The following is a 19,550-nucleotide window of genomic DNA, read 5'->3' as shown; positions in this document are numbered from 1 at the left end:
TCCGACGTGCGATCTGACCGCTCACCGTCCTTGCGCCGCGCGAACCGTTGACCGGTGCTCGGCGGTTCGGAAAGCGTTCCCTCGTGATCGTCGAACCCGGTGCCCCGAAGCCGGCACTGTCGAGGGACTTCCGCCTGCTGTGGTCGGCGGACTTCTCCAGCCAGCTCGGCAACGCGGTGCAGTTCGTCGCCTTACCCCTGATCGCGGCGACGGTGTTCGGGGCGGGCCCACTGGAGATGGGTCTCCTCGCCGCGGCTGGCACGGTGCCCAACCTGGTCATCGGCCTGCCGGCCGGTGTCTGGGTCGATCGCCTGCGGCGCCGCCCCCTGCTGCGGTGGACCGAGCGCGGCCAGGCGCTGGTGCTCGCCTCGGTCCCCCTCGCCTGGTGGGCCGAGATGCTGACGATGGCCCAGCTGTACGTGGTGGCCGTCCTCAGCGGTGCCCTGTTCACCCTGTTCGAGGTGGCCAGCCAGTCGTACCTGCCCGCTCTCGTGGGCCGACGCCTCCTGCCGGACGCCAACTCGCGACTCCAGACCACCCGCCAGGTCATCCAGTTCTCGGGTCGTCCGCTCGGCGGGCTGCTCGCCCAGATCCTCGGCGCCACCAACGCCGTGGTGGTGTGCGTGCTGGGCTTCGTGGGGTCCACCACCCTGCTCGGCAGGATCAGGGACCAGGAGGTGCCACCGGAACGCGCTCGGGGCGGCCGGTTGTCCGTCGAGGTGGCGGCCGGGCTCCGGTTCCTCTTCCAGCACTGGTTGCTCCGACCGACCTCGCTGTGCGTCACGGTGCACAACTTCTTCCTGAACGTCTACGTGGCCGTCAGCGTGCTGTTCCTCGTCCGCGACCTCCAGCTCCCCGAGGGGGTGGTGGGTCTGCTCATCAGCGTCACCGGCGCCGGTGGGATCCTCGGCGGCCTGACGGTGCGGCGCTGGGCGACCCGCTTCGGCAAGGTGCGGGCGCTGATCCTCATCATGGTGGTGACGACGCCCTTCCGCCTGCTGGTCCCCTTCGCGGACACCGGGTGGGCGCTGTCCCTGTTCGTGCTGGGTGTCCTCGGCGGCGGTTACGGCACGATCGCGTTCCAGGTCCTGGCCGTGAGCCTGCGGCAGACCGTGTGCCCGGACGACCTGCTCGGCAGGGTCAACGCGTCCGCCCGGTTCCTGACCTGGGGCGTCATCCCCCTCGGCTCCCTCGCGGGCGGGGCGCTCGGGGAGCTGGTCGGGCTGCGGCCGACGATGTGGGTCGCCGGGGTGGGGATGGTCCTGTCGACGTCGTTCCTGCTGGTGGCGCCGATGCGCCTCCTGCGGGAGGCCCCGGAGGAGTTCGTCGGTCAGGAACTGCGTCGGGACGCGGTGGAGGAGGACCGGCCAGGGACGTCGGACGACAACTCCCCCCAGGGCCCGGCCGGCAACCCCCGGCCGGTGTCCTGAGACGCGGCAGGTCTCGGGGGGCGGGTCAGGAGGAACGTGCCACTGCCGGCTCCCGGCCCGCCTCCCGCCACCAGGACTCGGCCAGGCGGCCGGACGCGACGAGCACGGTGGGGCCGGTGAGGGTGCTCGTCATCTCCTCGATGGTCACCGTGAGCAGCCCCCCGGGCGTCTCGACCAGCACCGTTCCGGTCCGCTGGTGGGACTCTCCCAGTGCCGCCGCGACGGCGGCGACGGTCCCCGTCCCGCACGAGCGGGTCTCGCCGACCCCCCGCTCGTGGACCCGCATCCGCACCCGCCCCGGAGCGAGGGTGCGGACGAACTCGACGTTCACCCCGTTGGGGAAGACCTCGGCGTCGTACCCGGGGGCGACGCCCAGGTCGAACTCGTCGAGCAGGTCGCCGGCCGACGCGTCCAGCACGCACGCCAGGTGCGGGTTGCCCATGTCCACGCAGACCCCGTCGAAGACGGCGTCGCCGACGACCGCGCTCGACCGCCCGGTCACCACCGCGCGGCCCATGTCGACCGTCACCGTCGCGAGTGCCGACGACGAACTCACCGGGCGGTTGGAGGCCGTGGTGGACCAGGTAGCTCGCGAAGACTCGGACCCCGTTGCCGCACATCTCCACGGCGGACCCATCGGCGTTGCGGTAGTCCATGAACCAGCAGGAGTCCGCGGTGTCGGCGGGGACGAGCTGGTCGGTTCGGGAGGAGCGGACGACCCGTAGCACGCCGTCGGCGCCCAGCCCTTCGCGTCGGTCGCACAGCGCGCGGACCCGGGCGGAGGTCAGTTCCAGCGCGTCACCTCGGTCGGGCAGCACGACGAAGTCGTTCTGGGTGCCGTGCCCCTTGGTGAACTCCACTCCACTCACCCATCCAGCCTAGGCCAGCGGCAGCCGGGGGCCTCGACGCGGTGCCGTCCTCGGCCGCCCCGCCAGCCATCGGAACGCCCCTCGACCTGGCGGCCCGTCGCTGGTCGACGACCGCGGTCAGCGCAGCAGGGCGAGCACCTCGGGCAGCGGGTCGGAACGCCCCGCGTCGACCCAGTGCGTGCGGCGGTCGCGGCGGAACCAGGACCGTTGACGTCGGACGAAACGCCGGGTGGCCCGTGCGGTGTCCTCGGCGGCCCTGGACAGGGCTTCCCGACCGCCGCCGGCGTCCAGCGCCGCCAGGACCTGCTGGTAGCCGAGAGCGCGCGCGGCGGTGCGCCCCTCGCGCAGGCCGACCGCGTCCAGGGCGCGGACCTCGTCGACGAGGCCGGCGGCGAACATGTGGTCCACCCGCCGGTTCACCCGCTCGTCCAGTGCGGCCGGGTCGCGGTCGAGCCCGACGAGGACCGCCCCGTACCGGGCCGGGCCCGGTACGGGCATGGACGCCGAGAAGGGGCGGCCGGTCAGTTCGATCACCTCCAGCGCGCGGACGACGCGACGGCCGTTGCTGGGCAGGATCGAGGAAGCCGCCGCCGGGTCGAGGGCGGCGAGGCGCTCGTGGAGGACCGAGGAGCCGGCCGTGGCCAGCTCGGTCTCCAGTCGACCGCGGATCGCGGGGTCGGTGCCGGGGAACTCCAGGTCGTCGATCACCGAACTGACGTAGAGCCCTGACCCCCCGACCAGGATCGGGGTGCGACCCGCCGCGAGCAGCTTCTCCACGATCGCCCTGGCCCGCCGCTGGTAGGCGGCCACCGAGGCCGTCTCCGTCACGTCCAGCACGTCGAGGAGGTGGTGGGGGACTCCGGCCCGTTCGGTGACGGGAAGTTTGGCCGTTCCGATGTCCATGCCCCGGTAGAGCTGCATCGCGTCGGCGTTGATCACCTCGCCGTCGAGGGCGGTCGCGAGCCCGAGCGCGAGATCCGACTTTCCCGTGGCGGTCGGGCCCGCCACGACGAGGAGGCGGGGCCTGGAGGTGGTCACCGGCCAACCCTAGGACGCCCGACCACCGGCTGGTGCGCCCCCACCGTTCCGCGCCGGGGCCGGGGCCGGGCCGGGGTTCGCGTCCTCCGAGCGCCACAGGGCCAGGTGGTAGCCCACGCCCAACCCACGATCCGTGTGGCTCTCCAGCACATGCCAGCGCCGCTCGGAGGCGGCCACCACCCCGGCCAGGACCTGCCAGCCGACCCTGCCGGTGGCCTGTTGCTCGTCCGCCGCCCTGGAGGTCATCCGGAGCAGCGCCTCGTGGTCGCCCGCCGCGAACGCGGCGGCGACGGTGGCGTCGAAGTCGGAGGCGGCGGGGTGGGGCGGCGCGGGCGAATGCTCACCGTGGCGGATGGAGCCGTCCCCCAGGACCACCAACCCCACCGGTCGGTCCCCCGCCGCCTCCGAGGGGGCCGGGTTCGTCGGGCGCCCGTGCCACAGGTCGACGCCGAAGGCACGGCTCCGTTCCGGGCTCAGGTCGGGCGGCAGCAGCAGGGTTTCCGCCTCCTCCGCGTCGACGGCCCCGCGCAGCCACCCGGCGATCAGCGCGGGGAGCGGCAGCATCGGGTCGGCCGGATCCCTCGGGGGTCGTGAGGAGAGCGAGACCGGGACGTCGACGCCGTAGGACGCGAAGGTCCCGGTGGCGGCGGCCGGCACCGTGCGGGGGCCGGTGGGATCAGCGGCCACCGCCCACCAGATCGGGGTGATCCCGGCGAGTCCGGCGGCGATCGACAGGCAGGTGGCCCGGAGTTCCTCCGTTCGTCGCACCGCACCACCCACCAGCTCCGGGACCAGCAACGGGGGTGTCGGCAGGACAGCGGCGGCGACGATCATCCGGCCCAGGTTAGCGCCTACCGATTGGCAGATCCTTCCGCTCAGGACGGCACTCGCGGTACCACTGGGCACGTTCACCTGTTTGAATGCGCCCACGGGTGTTCACCGTGGGGTGGACGCTCGCGTTGCTTCGGCCCCGGAAGTACCCGGGGCGCCCGTGACCTTCACGGGCATCAGGCGGGCATTCAAGGAGGAGCCGGCGATGACCGAGCACGAGACAACACCGGAGACCGTGGCAGCGGAGCGCCCCGCCGGCGAGCCGGAACCGCGCCCGCGACCTTCGGTTCCGGCGGCCTCGGCCGATCCTGGTCGGTGGGGACGGGTCGACGACGAGGGCACCGTCTACGTGGTGACGGCGGACGGCGAACGTGCCGTGGGCTCCTGGCAGGCGGGGGCCGCGCGGGACGGCCTGGCGCACTACGCCCGCCGGTTCGACGACATCGTGACCGAGGTCGAGCTGTTGGAGGCACGGGTGGCCTCCCGGGCCGGCGACCCGAGGCAGAGCCTGGGGAGTGCCACCCAGCTGCGGGACGGCCTGGCCGAGGCCGCCGTCGTCGGGGACCTGGCGGCGCTGGGCGCGCGGATCGACCACCTGGTGGAGGTCGCGGAACGGGCGGTGGAACGGTCCAAGGCCGACCGCGAGCAGGCCAGAGCGGACTCCGTGGCCAAGAAGGAGGCGCTGGCGGCCGAGGCGGAGAAGATCGCCGAGGAGTCCACCCAGTGGAAGCCGGCCGGTGACCGGCTCCGGGCCATCGTCGACGAGTGGAAGCAGATCCGTGGCGTCGACCGGAAGACGGACGAACAGCTGTGGCGACGCTTCGCCAGGGCACGGGACTCGTTCAACCGCCGGCGCGGTGCGCACTTCGCGGAGCTGGACCGGCAGCGGCTGACCGCCAAGTCGCGGAAGCAGGAGCTGGTCGCCGAGGCGGAGAAGTTGGCCGACTCGACCGACTGGTCCGGTACCGCCGAGCGGTACCGCCACCTGATGGCGGAGTGGAAGGCCGCGGGTCGTGCCCCCCGCGACGCGGACGACAAGCTGTGGCAGCAGTTCCGGGCGGCGCAGGACTCGTTCTTCGGACGTCGGTCCGAGGCCTTCGAGGAGCGGGACGCCGAGTTCGCCGAGAACGCCGTCAAGAAGGAGGAACTGCTGGCGGAGGCCGAGCAGATCGATCCAGCCACGAACCTGAAGGCGGCTCGGGCGCACCTGTCCCGCATCCAGGACCGGTGGGACGAGATCGGGAAGGTGCCCCGCAACCGCATCCGCGACCTGGAGTCGCGGCTGCGGGCCGTGGAGGAGCGGGTGCGCAACGCGGCGGACGCGAAGTGGCGGCGCACCGACCCGGAGGCGGAGGCCAGGGTCGCCCAGTTCCGGGACCGGGTCTCCCAGTTCGAGGCGCAGGCGGAGAAGGCCAGGGCCTCGGGTGACAAGCGCAAGGCGCAGGAGGCGGACCGGCAGGCGGCGCAGTGGCGGGAGTGGCTGACGGCCGCGGAGCAGGCGCTGGCCACCCGCTGAGAGGACCCGTCGGTGCGTGGCGGCCACCAGGCTGCCACGCACCGGCGTTGACCCGGATCAGGTGTCCGGCCGGCCGACGCCCCCTCGGGCGGCGCGCCCGGCCCACGTCCCCGTCCCGGGTGTTCCGCGCCCGCTGGCGGCAGCCGGGTCCAGCCACGGGAGGGGAGGATCCGTTCTGATCCGTTCCGCGCCGGGTCCCGCCACGCCCGGCCCGAACTCCGAGCCGCCTGTTCATCCGCCACGCGATTCGGGGCGCGGCAGCCCCCGGTCCCTCGCAGGGCACCCGGGGGTCGTGGGACGCCAGCCCTGCCGCCCGCGTCGCGGGGTCGGGCTCGATCAGTCCCTCGACCAGGCGATCTTCACCCACTGGAGGGTGATGACGAAGATCGCGAGCACGGTGATCAGCAGGCCGATCCCCGGGCCGGGGGCGCCCGGCGCGGTCTGGCGGGTCCAGATCGCCAGCATCCCCTCGAAGATCGAGTGCCCGCACCCGATGAGGCTGAGCCACGCCAGCCCCCAGCGACGCACGGCCAGGGCCACACCGCTGACGACCAGGCCGAACAGCAGCACGGTCACGGCGAAGACCTGCGGCAGGATCCCGACCCCGAGCTCGGGTGGCACCCGGCTCAGCAGGACGTCGATGCCGTTGGAGTCACCGGCCCAGGGCAACACCACGCCCAGGACCAGCAGCAACATGCCGGCGCCGATCACGGCCGCCCGGTGCCCCGGCTCGAAACTGCGACGAGCCCGGTGACCGGCCTCGTCGATCTCCGTCCGGAGCGCGGCCACCTCGGGGCTCTCCTGGTCGGTCGGGCTCGACTCGCTCATCGGACCTCACATCCGCCGACCGGGGCCGGCTCGGTCGCTGGCCTGCCGAAGGACGGCAGGCCGAGGCTCACACCAGAGGTTTTGGGACGCACACCCGCTTCCCAGTGGTCACCGGCGCGAGTGCGGCGGTGCGCCAGCGGCTCACCATCGGCGACGAGGTGGTGCGGGGCCGCGTGCGTGACGAGCGTCCGCACCAGGTCGCCCGGGCGGACCTCCCCGTCCACTCCTCCCCCGACCGGGGAGAAATGGACGAGCCGGCCGTCCCTGGCCCGTCCGCTGAGGCGACGGGTCTCGGCGTCCTTGCGCCCTGCTCCCTCGGTGACCAGCACCTCGACCTCGGTGCCCACCAGCTCCTTGTTGAGGTCCCAGGAGATGTCGTCCTGGAGCCGCACCAACCGGTCGTACCGCTCCTGCACGACCTCCTTGGGCACCTGGTCGTCCATCTCCGCGGCCGGGGTACCGGGACGCTTGGAGTACTGGAAGGTGAACGCCTGGGAGAACCGGGACCGCCGCACCACCTCCAGCGTCTCCTGGAAGTCCTCCTCGGTCTCCCCGGGGAAGCCGACGATGATGTCGGTGGTGATCGCGGCGTCCGGGATGGCCGCCCGCACCCGCTCCACGATGCCCAGGAACCGCTCGGCCCGGTAGGACCGCCGCATCGCCCGCAGCACCCGGTCGGAGCCGGACTGGAGGGGCATGTGCAGCTGGGGGCAGACGTTGGGGGTCTCGGCCATCGCCTCGATGACGTCGTCGGTGAACTCCCTCGGGTGGGGTGAGGTGAAGCGCACCCGCTCCAGGCCCTCGACGGAGCCGCAGGCGCGCAGCAGCTTCCCGAAGGCGTGCCGGTCGCCGAACTCGACTCCGTAGGCGTTCACGTTCTGCCCCAGCAGCGTCACCTCGCTGACACCCTCCGCGACGAGCGCCGACACCTCCGCGAGGATCTCACCGGGACGGCGGTCCCGTTCCTTGCCTCGCAGGGCCGGGACGATGCAGAACGTGCAGGTGTTGTTGCAGCCGACCGAGATCGACACCCAGCCGGAGTGGGCGGAGTCCCGGCGGGCGGGCAGCGTCGAGGGGAAGACCTCCAGGGCCTCCTCGATCTCCACCTGGGCCTCCCGGTTGTGCCGGGACCGTTCGAGCAGCGTCGGCAACGAGCCGATGTTGTGGGTACCGAAGACGACGTCGACCCAGGGGGCCCGGCGGACGATCTCGCCCCGGTCCTTCTGCGCGAGGCACCCACCCACGGCGATCTGCATGCCCGGGTGGGAGTCCTTGACGGGACGCAGCCGGCCGAGGTTGCCGTAGAGGCGGTTGTCGGCGTTCTCCCGGACCGCGCACGTGTTGAACACGACGACGTCCGGCGTGGCCTCGGCCCCCGACCGCACGTACCCGGCGTCCTCCAGCAACCCGGCGAGCCGCTCGGAGTCGTGCACGTTCATCTGACATCCGTACGTGCGGACCTCGTAGCTTCGCTGCACCCTGCACCCCTTTCCGCTGACCAGGGTACGAGCTGGTCCGTGGCCGGTTCATCGGGGCGGGGCCACCGGCGGTGATGACCGGGTTGATACCCCCAGGTACCGGTGCGGTTACAGACCTCGCCGAGGTGGGGACGCCACTCCTCCGTGCGGTTATGGTGTGCGGCCATGAGCGCAACGTCCGGGCAGCCACCGATGATCAGGATGTCCTCGGTGGACAAGTTCTTCGGTCCGCTGCACGTGCTCAAGGACATCAATCTCGAGGTCCCCCGGGGCCAGGTGGTTGTCGTCCTCGGGCCGTCGGGTTCCGGCAAGTCGACCCTCTGCCGGACCATCAACAGGCTGGAGCCGATCAACTCCGGTGTCATCGCCATCGACGGCAAGGACCTGCCCGCCGAGGGCAAGGCCCTCGCCGGGCTGCGCGCCGACGTGGGCATGGTGTTCCAGCAGTTCAACCTGTTCGCCCACAAGACGATCCTGGAGAACGTCACGCTCGGCCCCCTCAAGGTGAGGAGGACCGAGAAGGCGGAGGCGGAGCAACGCGCCCGGCAACTGCTGGAGCGGGTTGGCATCGCCAACCAGGCAGACAAGTACCCGGCCCAGCTCTCGGGTGGTCAGCAGCAGCGCGCGGCCATCGCCCGAGCACTGGCGATGAAGCCGAAGGTCATGCTCTTCGACGAGCCGACCTCGGCGCTGGACCCGGAGATGGTCCAGGAGGTCCTGGACACGATGACGGACCTGGCCAAGGAGGGCATGACCATGCTCGTGGTCACCCACGAGATGGGCTTCGCCCGCAAGGCCGCCGACCGGGTCATCTTCATGGCGGACGGCGAGGTCGTGGAGGATTCCACGCCCGAGGACTTCTTCAAGGCTCCGAAGTCCGACCGGGCCCGGGACTTCCTCGGCAAGATCCTCACCCACTGACCGGCCCGCCGGCACCAGCCCGCGGCGCGTGCGGCGCCGCACCGAACAGAACACAGGAGACGACGATGAGGAACCGCTCCCTCGCCGCGAGTCTGCTCGTCGGCGCGCTCGCGCTGACCGCGTGTGGACGCGAGGGCGGCCCGGCCGACGAGAACGCCGAGCCGGACTCGGTCGAGCAGTCGGTGCAGGCCGACGTCGAGCTGGAGGGCTCGCCGACCTTCGACCGCATGACCGAGCGCGGCAACGTGATCATCGGGGTCAAGGACGACCAGCCCGGCCTGGGCTACCGCGACCCGACGACCGACGAGTACTCCGGCTTCGACATCGAGATCGCTCGGTTGATCGCGGCCCAGCTCGGTTTCGACCCCGCGTCGGACATCGAGTACAAGCCGATCGCCTCCGCCGCCCGCGAGCAGGAGATCGCGAACGGCAACATCGACTACTACGTCGGCACGTACACGATCAACGACGGCCGCAAGGAGCAGATCGACTTCGCCGGCCCGTACTACATCGCCGGCCAGGACCTGCTGGTGCGCGGGGACGACGACTCGATCAACGGGCCGGAGGACCTCGAGGGCAAGAAGGTCTGCTCCGCGCAGGGCTCCACCCCGATCCAGCGGGTTCGGGAGGAGGGCCTGACCGAGGAGAGCAACATCGTCGAGTTCCAGGGCTACTCCGACTGCGTGACGCAGCTGCTCCAGGGTTCCGTCGACGCGGTCACCACCGACGACGCGATCCTGCTCGGCTACGCCTCCGTCGAGGAGGAGGGCTCGCTGCGGGTCGTCGGCGAGACGTTCTCCGACGAGCCCTACGGCATCGGCCTGCCCAAGGGCGACGACGCGCTCCGCGAGCGGGTGAACGACATCCTGGACGAGGCGCGGGACAACGGCGGCTGGCAGGAGATCTACGACGCCACCCTGGGCAAGAGCGGCAACGAGGCCGAGCAGCCCGAGGTCGACCGGTACTGAGCAGGGACTGACGGCCGGCGGCACCCAGCTCCGGGGCCGCCGGCCGTCGTCACAGGCTGGTAAGGAATCGTATGGACGTCCTGCTGGACAACTCCGATCTCTACGTTCGCGGCTTCGTCACCACGCTCCAACTCTTCGCGCTCTCCGCGGTGGGGTCGCTGGTGTTGGGTGCGTTCCTGGCGATGCTGCGGGTGAGCCCCGTCCCGGTGTTCCGGTCGGCCGGGTCGCTGTACGTGACGGTCGTGCGGAACACCCCGCTGACCCTGGTGTTCCTGTTCTTCGCGTTCGCGTGGAACCTGTTGGAGATCGTGCGCATCTCCTTCTTCACGGCGGCGGTCACCGCGTTGACCGTCTACACGGCCGCCTTCGTCTGCGAGGTGTTCCGCTCCGGCATCAACACCGTTCCGGTCGGCCAGGCCGAGGCCGCGCGGGCCATCGGGCTGACCTTCGGGCAGACGCTGGGGCAGATCATCCTCCCGCAGGCGACCCGCTCGGTGTTCCCCCCGATGGTCAGCACCCTGATCGCGTTGCTGAAGAACACCACGATCGCGGCCGGCTTCTCCGTCTTCGAGGCCGGTGGCATCCGGCAGAACCTGTCCGAACGGGGTGAACCGGTCCTCGAGGGCCTGCTCTGGGTGGCGGCCATCTTCGTGCTGCTGGTGATCCCGCTGACGCTGCTGCAACGCGCGTTGGAGAAGCGCTGGAGCGTGGCCCGATGAGTTCTGTCCTGTTCGACGTCCCGGGCCCGCGCGCCAGGGCCCGCAACCGCATCCTCGGCGTCGTCGGGGTGGCGGCGCTGGTCGCCGCGGTCGGGTACGTCCTGTACCGGTTCTACGACACCGGCCAGTTCGACCCGAGGCGCTGGGAGTGGCTGCTGTACAAGCAGGTCCAGCTGGACCTGTTGCAGGCCTTCCAGTTCACGATGCAGGCCTTCGCGCTGGGCGCGGTGGGCGCCCTGCTGTTCGGGGCCGTCTTCGCCGCCGGGCGGCTCTCCGAGCACGCCTGGTTGCGGGTCCCGGCGACGGTGGTCGTGGAGTTCTTCCGGGCGATCCCGCTGGTCATCCTGATGTTCGTCTTCTACTTCGGCACCGGGGTGAGCTCCCTGGTGGCGGTGGTGGTCGGCCTGACCCTCTACAACGGCTCGGTGTTGGCCGAGGTCTTCAGGGCCGGGGTGCTCGCGCTGCCCAAGGGGCAGTCGGAGGCGGCCTACGCGATCGGGATGCGCAAGACGCAGGCGATGACGAACGTGCTGCTCCCGCAGTCGTTGCGCGCGATGCTGCCGACCATCGTCAGCCAGCTCGTGGTGTTGCTGAAGGACACCTCGCTGGGCTTCCTCATCACCTACAACGAGCTGCTGCGCTACGCGCGGGTGATGGGGAGTGACCCGAACTTCGGGCGTCCGCAGATCCCGACCGCGATCGTCGTGGCGATCATCTACATCGCCCTGTGCCTGCTGCTGTCCTGGCTGGCCAACTACCTCGGCCGCCGCCAGCAGCGCAGCAAGCTGCGCCCGGAGGCCGCCATGCCGGCGGCGACCGGGAAGGCGGACGGCGAAGCGGAACCGGACGGGCTGGCTGGCCCAACCGCACCGGGTGACCGTCCAGGGAAACTCGGCGCCGTGGGCGACTGACCACGGACCGGGGACGACGAAGGGGCATCCCGCCACGCGGGGTGCCCCTTCGTCCGTGCGGCGCCGGGCACCGGCGGCGACACCGGCGGCGGGACGGCTGGATCGGGCGGCCGAGCCACTCCCGTGCCCGGCCCCGGCCACTCGCGGGCGACCGACGGGACGCTCGTCGGCGGATGGCGGTCAGGAGGGGCGCACCGCGACCACCCGCAGCCGCCGGTAGTCGGCGTACCAGCGGCCCTCGCGGCCCAGAGTGCCCCGCAGGCGGCCCTGGAGGGCGTGGAGGAACGCGTCGGGATCGGGCACGCCGGCGAGCAGGTGGCCGCCGAACATGCGGACCCAGGTGGCGAGCCCGTCGTCCCCGTCGAGGGGGGTCGGTCGCTCGAAGTGCCAGGCGGCCCTGACCTCGAAGCCGGCCGTCTCCAGCACGAGGGCCCACCCCGCGAGCGTGGGGAAGTACCAGGGGGAGTCGGCGGGCGGCAGTCGTTCGTCGGCGCGGAGGCGTTCCGCCTCGGACACGATGGTGGCGACGTTGCCGGCGCCTCCGAGCTCGGCCACCAGCCGTCCCGCCGGGCGCAGCAGTCGGAACAACGCCGCCGCGGCCTGGGGGGCCTGGGGAATCCAGTGCAGGGTGGCGTTGCTCAGGATCGCGTCCGCTCCGGAGCCCGGCAACGGGGCGAGGTCCTCGGGCCGGACGCCGAGCAGGTCCCCGGTGACGAAGTGGAGGGCCGGGTACTTGCGCCTGGCACGCCCGACCATCTCGGGGCTGCTGTCGAGACCGACCGCGTGCGCTCCCCGCCCGCTCAACGCGGCGACGTGGTCACCCGTACCGCAGCCGACGTCGAGGACGTGCTCGCCCGGCTGGGGGTCCACCAGGTCGAGCAGCTCCCTCCCGTGAGAGGAGACGAACCCGTGCCGCTCGTCGTAGAGGGCGGCGTTCCAGGCGGTGTCGGGCATTCCGCCACCCTAGGCCCCCGTCCGCCCGTCGGGATCGGGTTCCCACCGCGCGGTCCGGAGTCCGCTGGCCCCCGAAGCCCGCGAGCTACCCCGGCCGCGGCGACGTGCTCCCCGGTACGGCGTTCGTCCCCCGGTCGCCGGCTCGGGCGCCGGCACCACCACCCCAGCCGGGGTGATCCCCTCGGCAGGCGGGTGCGCGCGCGACGATCCGGACGAGACGGCGACCGAGCGCCTCGCTCACCGGGCCAGGGCGGCTGGCTCGGCACTCACCCCCTCCTGGCCTCGCGGTGGCGCGGCACGCACACCGGGCCGGGGACGAGCACCGCCACCCAGCCTGACCTGCCCGATCCCGGTTATCAACCATTCGGGTTCTGAATCGATTCCTGGATCGATAATGGATTCCCGAGCTTCTTTCGCATACGCTGCACCCGAATTCAGCGACGCGGGCGCCCACGTCGGACGGGTGGCCGTCGACTAGGAGAAGGAGCCAGCAGCGTGGACAGCGCAGCCGCCGATCGGACCACCACTCCGCATCCCGTGGTCGCCGCGGTGACCCGCCGCATCGTCGAACGCAGCAGCCAGTCCCGGGCCGCCTACCTGGCCCGAACGCGGGCGGCCGCGAGCCAGGGCCCGGTCAGGATGGGGTTGCCGTGCAGCAACCTGGCACACGGCTTCGCCGCGTGCTCGGGCTCGGACCTGCTGGCGTTGCGCGGTGCGGTCAAGCCCGGCGTGGCGATCGTGTCGGCCTACAACGACATGCTCTCGGCCCACCAGCCCCTGGACGAGTTCCCCGCGTGGATCAAGGACTCGGTGCGCCAGGCCGGCGGGGTGGCGCAGTTCGCCGGTGGGGTGCCGGCCATGTGCGACGGCATCACCCAGGGCAGGGACGGCATGGAGCTGTCGCTGTTCAGTCGGGACGTCATCGCGATGTCGACCGGCATCGCGCTCTCCCACGACATGTTCGACGCCGCTCTGCTGTTGGGGGTGTGCGACAAGATCGTCCCCGGTCTGGTCATCGGGGCGTTGTCCTTCGGACACCTGCCGGTGATCCTGGTACCGGCGGGCCCCATGCCCTCCGGGCTCCCGAACAAGGAGAAGGCACGGGTCCGCCAGCTCTACGCGGAGGGGCAGGCCAGCCGCGATGACCTGCTGGCCGCCGAGGCAGCGTCCTACCACTCGCCCGGCACCTGCACCTTCTACGGCACCGCGAACTCCAACCAGCTGCTCATGGAGGTCATGGGCCTCCACCTCCCGGGGTCCAGCTTCGTGCAGCCCGGCACCCCCCTGCGACAGGCGCTGACCGAGTACGCGGGCCGGCGCGCCGTCGCGCTCAGCGCCCTGGGCGACGAGTACACACCGATGGCCGAGGTCGTCAACGAACGCACGATCGTCAACGGCGTCGTGGCCCTGCTGGCGACGGGCGGGTCCACCAACCACACCATGCACCTGGTCGCCATGGCGGCGGCCGCGGGGATCACCCTCACCTGGGACGACTTCGACGAGCTGTCCTCCGTGGTCCCGCTGCTCGCCCGGGTCTACCCCAACGGTCCGGCCGACATCAACCACTTCAGCGCGGCGGGCGGCGTCCCCTTCCTCGTGCGCGAACTCCTCGCGGCCGGTCTGCTCCACGCCGACGTTCCCACCGTGGCCGGGCACGGCCTCGAGCGCTACCGCCAGGAACCGTTCCTCGTCGACGGCGAACTCGTCTGGCGGGACGGCACCGACACCAGCCTGGACCCCGAGGTGCTCCGCCCGGCGACGGATCCCTTCGCCGGCGACGGAGGCCTCCGCGTGCTGCGCGGCAACCTCGGTCGGGCCGTCATCAAGGTGTCCGCCGTGGCGGACGAACACCGCACCGTCATCGCCCCGGCCAGGGTCTTCGCCAGCCAGGAGGCGTTCACCTCGGCGTTCCGCGCGGGCGAACTCAACACCGACCTGGTGGCCGTCCTGCCCAACCAGGGTCCGAGGGCCAAGGGCATGCCCGAACTGCACGGCCTGACCCCCGCGCTCGGGTCGCTGCTCGACCACGGCCACCGGGTCGCCCTGGTCACCGACGGCCGCATGTCCGGTGCCTCCGGGAAGGTCCCGGCCGCCATCCAGGTGTCCCCGGAGGCCGCCGTCGGCGGTCCGCTCGGTCGGATCCGGGACGGTGACCTGGTGCGGGTGGACAGCGAACGAGGCAGCCTCGAAGTCCTCGTCCCCGACGAGGAGCTGGCGGCCAGGGCCGTCACCGACCTGCCGCCGACCCAGGCAGAATGGGCCGGCACCGGACGGGAACTGTTCGGCGCGTTGCGGGGTTCCGTGGGCCAGGCCGAGCACGGCGCGAGCGTCTTCGCGCCGTGGGGAGCGGAGGCGGCCAGCCCCGCTCCGAGCGAAGTGGAGGCACACCAGTGAGCCAGCCCGGCACCGCGACCGACCTGCTGACCGTCGCGCCCGTCGTCCCCGTCGTGGTGCTCGAGGATGTGGAGCACGCCGTTCCCCTGGCCCGCGCGCTGCTCGCGGGCGGGTTGCCGGTCATCGAGCTGACGCTGCGCACCCCGGCGGCGCTGGAGGGCGTGCGGCGGATCGCCGACGAGGTACCCGAGATCGCCCTCGGAGTCGGCACCGTCACCACGCCGGAGCAGGCTCGGCTCGCCGCCGAGTCGGGCGCCGGGTTCCTCGTCACGCCCGGCGGCACCGAACGGTTGCTCGACGCCGTCGAGGACACCGGGCTGCCCTTCCTCGCGGGGGTGAGCACCGTGTCGGAGGCCCTCCGTCTCGCGGAACGTGGGCACCGGGCGATGAAGTTCTTCCCGGCGGAGGCGGCCGGCGGTGCCGCCTACCTGAAGTCCCTCGGTGGGCCGCTCCCGGAACTCCGCTTCTGCCCCACCGGGGGCATCACGACGCGGACGGCCGCCGACTACCTCGCCCTCCCCAACGTCGGGTGTGTCGGAGGCTCCTGGTTGACGCCCAGGGACCTGCTGGCCGCCGGCGACTGGACTGGCGTCGCCGACCTCGCCAGGGCCGCGGCCAGCCTGCGCACCGCCTAGACGGGCGACGAACGAACGGAACCGACCACCGGACCCGCACCGCCTCCGGGTCCGGTGGTACGGAGCTGGGACGCCCACGCCCCTGGTGACGCCCCGGCTCCGGCAGGACCTCGCGGGCCGTTGGGGTGGCCGCCCCGCAACGGGGGTCCGGGCGCGGAACGCGCCCGACCGTGCCGGGCCGTCCTCGCGCTCGTGGTCAGGTGCCGGACGTGCTCGCGGCGGCTGACCGTCGCCGGCGCCTCCGGGTCGGCCTCCTGGTTCGGACGCGAGGACAGGTGACGGTGCCCGCCCGCCGGAGCCCTGGTCAGTCGACTTCCGCCGCCCCCGTCCACACCCGTTCACCGTCGACGACATCCTCGGTGGGGGTGAGACCGGCCGCCATCGCCACCCGTTCGGAGGCGCGGTGGGCGGGGTGGATCGTCGCGGAGAAGCGCCGCACCCCCTGCCGGGCGAGCCAGCGGGTCATCGCGCGGGCGGCCTCGGTGGCCAGCCCCCGGCCCTGCCAGGGGACGGCGGTGGTCCAGGCGAGCAGCGCGGTCGCCGGTCCACCCGTCTCCCACCGCACCGTCGCCGGCGCCCACCCGACGATCCGCCCGGTGGCCCGGTGGCGGGCCGCCCAGTTGCACCAGGCCTCCCCCGGTTCCTCCGGCCCGGCGTTCATCCGGAGGCACCGTTGTCGCCACCGAGCGGCGTCGGCGGGCTGTCCCCCGGTGTACTCGTGCAGCCGGTCGTCGGCGAGCGCCTCGGCCAGCTCGTCCGCGTGGCGGCCGGCGAGCGGTTCCAGGTCGAGGCGCGGGGCGCGGATCGCGCTGGCCACCGGTGCGGCTTCCACCAGGGATCACCCATCTCCTCTCGGGGACGCGTGCCGTCGGGAGACGGCTGGCGTCAGGGGTGGCACCACGGGGAGCCGGACCGGCGCTGCGCGGGGCACCCGGGCCGGTAGGACGGTAGCCGGGAGATCGCGGAACGCGCACCCGGTTTCCCGGTAGGGAGAGGTCGCGAAGGGTGCTGGCCGAGCGCTCGGCTCTCGGTGGCCTCCCCCGCCGGCTCAGCTGGGGACGAGCCGCACGCCCGGGGTACGCGCGAGCGCGGCGGCCTCCGCCAGTGTGTCGGCGACCGGGTAGCCGGTGGCCAGGAGCCGGTCGGGCGCCGTCATCCCGGTGGTCACGAGCACGCACCCCGTTCCCACCTGCCCGGCGGCCGCCGCGTCGTCCAGGACGTCGCCGACGAGCACCACCTCGGAAGGCGGCAGGTCGAGTTCCCGCAGGTGGCGTTCGAGGTGTTCGGCCTTCGAACCGCCGCCGACGTCGACCCGCAGCCCGTCGACCCGGCTGAAGTGCTCGACCAGCCCCAGCTTCGTGATCAGCGGGACCAGGTCGGTGTGGAACCACATGGACAGCAGCGACTGGCTCCGCCCGGCGTCACCCCAGGACCGGAGCACGTCCCGGGCTCCGGCACCGAGTTCGCAGGTGTGCAGCAACTCGTCGTAGGAGCGGTGGTAGAGGGCGTCGAGTTCCGCCCACTCCACCGGCGACAGCTCACGACCGAGCAGACGCGCGTAGCACTCCTGGAGGGGCCGGGAGAAGACGTCACGCCAGTAGTCCAGTTCGATCTCGTCCCGGCCGTAGAGCCGGCAGACCGCGTTGACGCCGGCCATCACCGCGTGGTTGTCGTCGAGCAGGGTGCCGTTCCAGTCCCACACGATGTGCCGGGTGCCGGTCGTCTCCACCGTCCGCGTCACTGCCGCCCTCCTCGTGGCGTCGTCCTGCTGCTGTCCCGGAACGCGACCCGGCCGAGGCGCGTTCCAGCCGCGTTCCACGCGCCGGGCCGCACGCTACCGGGCTGGCCGGCGCCGCTGCCAGGTCGCGGGCCCTCCCCAGCAGTTCCGGTGTTCGGTCTCACAGCGCCCGCCGGCGGCCCCGACCCAGGCAGCTGGCTGCCCGCTCGTCCGGGCCGCCGGCCTGGCACGTCTCGCTCGGTCACCGGAGCTCGGCGCGTCCGGCTCCGGGGAGGGCACCGGGACGGCCGGCGGGCAGCGCCACCGGTCCGGCTCGCCGCCCCCGGGCCGGTGTTCTCGCCGTCGCCGAATTCCGACGGCGCGGAGCCGCCGGCCAGGCCGAGCCACGAGGGGGACGTCCGCCGCGTCGGCCCTGGCCGGCCCGCTGGCCGTGCCCGGAAATGCCCGGCAGCGGGGGCATGGCCTCGTGGCCCGTGCTCGGGACGACGGGAGCACCGGGCGGAGCCGGACGAGCGGCGATCAGAAGCGGTCACGCAGCTCGTCGAGCGCCTCCTCCTCCGTTCCCTCCTCAGCCAGCTCCTCGCGCACCACGCGGAAGGCCAGCCCCTGGGAGTAGCCCTTCCTGGCCAGCATCCCGACCAACCTCCGGACCCGGGCCTGGACGTCGACGCCCCCCGTGGATCGCATCTTCCGACGCACCAGCTGGCGGGCGCGCTCCTCCTCCGCCTCGCCGTCCACGGTGACCAGCGCCTCCTCGGCGACCTCGGGGTTGACCCCCTTGCGCCGCAACTCGCTGAGCAGTGCCCGCCGGCCCAACCCGCGTTGGGTGTGCCGGGAGTGCACCCAGGCTTCGGCGAAGGCCGCGTCGTCCACCAGGCCAACCTCGTCGAACCTGTCCAGGACAGCGTCCGCGACCTCCTCCGGCACGGCACGCCGGAGGAGCCGGCTCCTGAGCTCGGCCTTGCTGTGCGGTCTGGACGTGAGCAACCGGAGGCAGAGTTCCCGCGCCTGGGACTCGTCCGGGGGAGGTTCGGCCTGGCGATCGGTAGGTGGTTCGTCAGCGGCGTCGGGACCGCCGACCGTGGGGCCACCCATGCTCAGAAGTCGGCCGAGACGGGGGCTTCCTCAGGGTCGTCGAGCTTGGGACCGATCCCCAGCTTCTCCTTGATGCGCTTCTCCAGCTCGTTGGCGACGTCACCGTTCTCCCGCAGATACCGGCGGGCGTTCTCCTTGCCCTGGCCGAGCTGGTCACCCTCGTAGGTGTACCAGGCCCCCGACTTCCGCAGGATGCCGTGCTCCACCCCCATGTCGATGAGCGAGCCCTCCCGGCTGATGCCGTGCCCGTAGAGGATGTCGAACTCGGCCTGCTTGAACGGAGGCGCGACCTTGTTCTTCACGACCTTGACCCGGGTGCGGTTGCCGACCGCGTCGGACCCGTCCTTGAGGGTCTCGATCCGCCGGACGTCCAACCGGACGGAGGAGTAGAACTTCAACGCCCGCCCACCGGTGGTGGTCTCCGGGGAGCCGAACATCACGCCGACCTTCTCCCGGAGCTGGTTGATGAAGATGGCGGTGGTCTTGGCGGTGTGCAGCGCGGAGGTCAACTTCCGCAGGGCCTGGCTCATCAGGCGCGCCTGGAGGCCGACGTGGCTGTCCCCCATCTCGCCCTCGATCTCGGCGCGGGGGACCAGGGCCGCGACCGAGTCGATGACCAGGATGTCCAACGCGCCGGAGCGGATCAGCATGTCCGCGATCTCCAGCGCCTGCTCGCCGGTGTCCGGCTGGGACACCAGCAGCGAGTCGGTGTCGACGCCGAGGGCCTTGGCGTACTCGGGGTCGAGGGCGTGCTCGGCGTCGATGAAGGCCGCGACCCCGCCGGCCCGCTGGGCGTTGGCCACCGAGTGCAGGGCGACCGTGGTCTTACCGGAGCTCTCCGGGCCGTAGATCTCGACGACCCTGCCCCGGGGCAGGCCGCCGATGCCGAGGGCGACGTCGAGGGCGATGGAACCGGTGGGGATGACCTCCATCGGGGCCCGGCCCTCGTCCCCGAGACGCATCACCGACCCCTTGCCGAACTGCTTGTCGATCTGCGCCAGGGCCAGCTCGAGCGCCTTCTCCCTGTCGGGTGCTGCTGGTGCCATCGGGAATCCACCTCGGGTCGAGTCGTGCGTGGGGTCGTCTTGGGGGCGTGCCACGGCTGCCGGAACCAACCTCCGTGCTTCCGGCTGGCGTGTCCCAGGCTGGCGCCGCCGCTGTCCGCCGGTCGGCGGCCAGGATGGGTCAGCGGTCGGCTGGACGGCTCCGCTCCGCGTCGCGCCGA

At 72.3% G+C, this 19,550-nt stretch carries 18 protein-coding genes and 1 pseudogene; 8 read left to right on the top strand and 11 right to left on the bottom strand.

Going from position 1 to position 19,550, the window contains the following annotated elements; genetic code table 11:
• Positions 1–83: 83 nt before the first annotated feature.
• Positions 84–1,430, top strand: a complete 1,347-nt coding sequence (locus ACOJVX_RS06005) for an MFS transporter (protein ID WP_422647313.1) — start codon at positions 84–86, stop codon at positions 1,428–1,430.
• Between the two features lie 25 nt (positions 1,431–1,455).
• On the opposite strand, the gene ACOJVX_RS06000 is transcribed toward ACOJVX_RS06005, so the two are convergent.
• From ACOJVX_RS06000 to ACOJVX_RS05985, 4 genes and pseudogenes are all read right to left on the bottom strand, one after another.
• Complete coding sequence (locus ACOJVX_RS06000; protein WP_422647312.1) at positions 1,456–1,986, bottom strand: hypothetical protein; 531 nt, start codon at positions 1,984–1,986, stop codon at positions 1,456–1,458.
• A 28-nt stretch (positions 1,987–2,014) separates the two neighbouring features.
• Positions 2,015–2,248, bottom strand: a pseudogene (locus ACOJVX_RS05995) (diaminopimelate epimerase); the annotation flags it as partial.
• 168 nt (positions 2,249–2,416) lie between these two features.
• Positions 2,417–3,337 carry a tRNA (adenosine(37)-N6)-dimethylallyltransferase MiaA gene (gene miaA / locus ACOJVX_RS05990; protein ID WP_418153843.1) on the bottom strand — a complete coding sequence of 307 codons (921 nt, stop codon included), beginning with the start codon at positions 3,335–3,337 and terminating at the stop codon, positions 2,417–2,419.
• A 9-nt stretch (positions 3,338–3,346) separates the two neighbouring features.
• A complete protein-coding gene (locus tag ACOJVX_RS05985) occupies positions 3,347–4,171 on the bottom strand; it encodes a hypothetical protein (protein ID WP_051712798.1) in 825 nt (274 codons plus the stop codon).
• A 202-nt stretch (positions 4,172–4,373) separates the two neighbouring features.
• Here ACOJVX_RS05985 and ACOJVX_RS05980 point away from each other — a divergent pair, with 202 nt between their 5' ends.
• On the top strand, positions 4,374–5,684 hold the full coding sequence (locus tag ACOJVX_RS05980; RefSeq protein WP_026418299.1) for a DUF349 domain-containing protein: 1,311 nt from the start codon (positions 4,374–4,376) through the stop codon (positions 5,682–5,684).
• 336 nt (positions 5,685–6,020) lie between these two features.
• On the opposite strand, the gene ACOJVX_RS05975 is transcribed toward ACOJVX_RS05980, so the two are convergent.
• Both ACOJVX_RS05975 and miaB read right to left on the bottom strand, forming a co-directional pair.
• Positions 6,021–6,512, bottom strand: a complete 492-nt coding sequence (locus tag ACOJVX_RS05975) for a hypothetical protein (RefSeq protein ID WP_030103900.1) — start codon at positions 6,510–6,512, stop codon at positions 6,021–6,023.
• On the bottom strand, positions 6,509–7,990 hold the full coding sequence (gene miaB / locus ACOJVX_RS05970; protein WP_026418297.1) for a tRNA (N6-isopentenyl adenosine(37)-C2)-methylthiotransferase MiaB: 1,482 nt from the start codon (positions 7,988–7,990) through the stop codon (positions 6,509–6,511). The genes ACOJVX_RS05975 and miaB overlap by 4 nt, the downstream gene beginning before the upstream one ends.
• 192 nt (positions 7,991–8,182) lie before the next feature.
• On the opposite strand from miaB, the gene ACOJVX_RS05965 reads away from it, so the two are divergent.
• The 4 genes from ACOJVX_RS05965 (at position 8,183) to ACOJVX_RS05950 (ending at position 11,509) form a co-directional block, all read left to right on the top strand.
• Positions 8,183–8,911, top strand: a complete 729-nt coding sequence (locus ACOJVX_RS05965) for an amino acid ABC transporter ATP-binding protein (protein WP_162147296.1) — start codon at positions 8,183–8,185, stop codon at positions 8,909–8,911.
• Positions 8,912–8,976: 65 nt separating this feature from the next.
• Positions 8,977–9,879, top strand: a complete 903-nt coding sequence (locus ACOJVX_RS05960) for a glutamate ABC transporter substrate-binding protein (protein ID WP_026418295.1) — start codon at positions 8,977–8,979, stop codon at positions 9,877–9,879.
• A gap of 71 nt (positions 9,880–9,950) precedes the next feature.
• Entirely contained in the window at positions 9,951–10,598 is a 648-nt protein-coding gene (locus tag ACOJVX_RS05955) for an amino acid ABC transporter permease (RefSeq protein WP_026418294.1), read from the top strand.
• A complete protein-coding gene (locus ACOJVX_RS05950; RefSeq protein ID WP_026418293.1) occupies positions 10,595–11,509 on the top strand; it encodes an amino acid ABC transporter permease in 915 nt (304 codons plus the stop codon). Before ACOJVX_RS05955 ends, ACOJVX_RS05950 begins: the two co-directional genes overlap by 4 nt.
• 180 nt (positions 11,510–11,689) lie before the next feature.
• Here ACOJVX_RS05950 and ACOJVX_RS05945 read toward each other — a convergent pair whose 3' ends face one another.
• Positions 11,690–12,463 (bottom strand): class I SAM-dependent methyltransferase, encoded by a 774-nt coding sequence (locus tag ACOJVX_RS05945; RefSeq protein ID WP_030103897.1) that lies wholly within the window; start codon positions 12,461–12,463, stop codon positions 11,690–11,692.
• Positions 12,464–12,958: 495 nt separating this feature from the next.
• On the opposite strand from ACOJVX_RS05945, the gene edd reads away from it, so the two are divergent.
• Positions 12,959–14,857, top strand: a complete 1,899-nt coding sequence (gene edd / locus ACOJVX_RS05940; protein ID WP_418153840.1) for a phosphogluconate dehydratase — start codon at positions 12,959–12,961, stop codon at positions 14,855–14,857.
• Positions 14,854–15,492 carry a bifunctional 4-hydroxy-2-oxoglutarate aldolase/2-dehydro-3-deoxy-phosphogluconate aldolase gene (eda, locus tag ACOJVX_RS05935; protein WP_026418290.1) on the top strand — a complete coding sequence of 213 codons (639 nt, stop codon included), beginning with the start codon at positions 14,854–14,856 and terminating at the stop codon, positions 15,490–15,492. The genes edd and eda overlap by 4 nt, the downstream gene beginning before the upstream one ends.
• Before the next feature lie 304 nt (positions 15,493–15,796).
• On the opposite strand, the gene ACOJVX_RS05930 is transcribed toward eda, so the two are convergent.
• The 4 genes from ACOJVX_RS05930 to recA all read right to left on the bottom strand — a co-directional run bounded on the left by ACOJVX_RS05930 (position 15,797) and on the right by recA (position 19,371).
• Positions 15,797–16,324, bottom strand: coding sequence for a GNAT family N-acetyltransferase (locus ACOJVX_RS05930; RefSeq protein WP_418153839.1), 528 nt, complete (start codon positions 16,322–16,324; stop codon positions 15,797–15,799).
• 216 nt (positions 16,325–16,540) lie between these two features.
• Positions 16,541–17,233 (bottom strand): HAD family hydrolase, encoded by a 693-nt coding sequence (locus tag ACOJVX_RS05925; RefSeq protein ID WP_026418289.1) that lies wholly within the window; start codon positions 17,231–17,233, stop codon positions 16,541–16,543.
• A 516-nt stretch (positions 17,234–17,749) separates the two neighbouring features.
• A complete protein-coding gene (recX, locus tag ACOJVX_RS05920) occupies positions 17,750–18,325 on the bottom strand; it encodes a recombination regulator RecX (RefSeq protein ID WP_418153837.1) in 576 nt (191 codons plus the stop codon).
• Positions 18,326–18,327: 2 nt separating this feature from the next.
• Positions 18,328–19,371, bottom strand: a complete 1,044-nt coding sequence (recA, locus tag ACOJVX_RS05915; RefSeq protein WP_026418287.1) for a recombinase RecA — start codon at positions 19,369–19,371, stop codon at positions 18,328–18,330.
• Between the last annotated feature and the right edge of the window lie 179 nt (positions 19,372–19,550).

The sequence above is a fragment of the Actinoalloteichus caeruleus genome (assembly GCF_049311605.1).
Taxonomy (GTDB): Bacteria; Actinomycetota; Actinomycetes; order Mycobacteriales; family Pseudonocardiaceae; genus Actinoalloteichus_B; species Actinoalloteichus_B caeruleus.
This window is presented reverse-complemented; position numbering and strand designations above follow the sequence as displayed.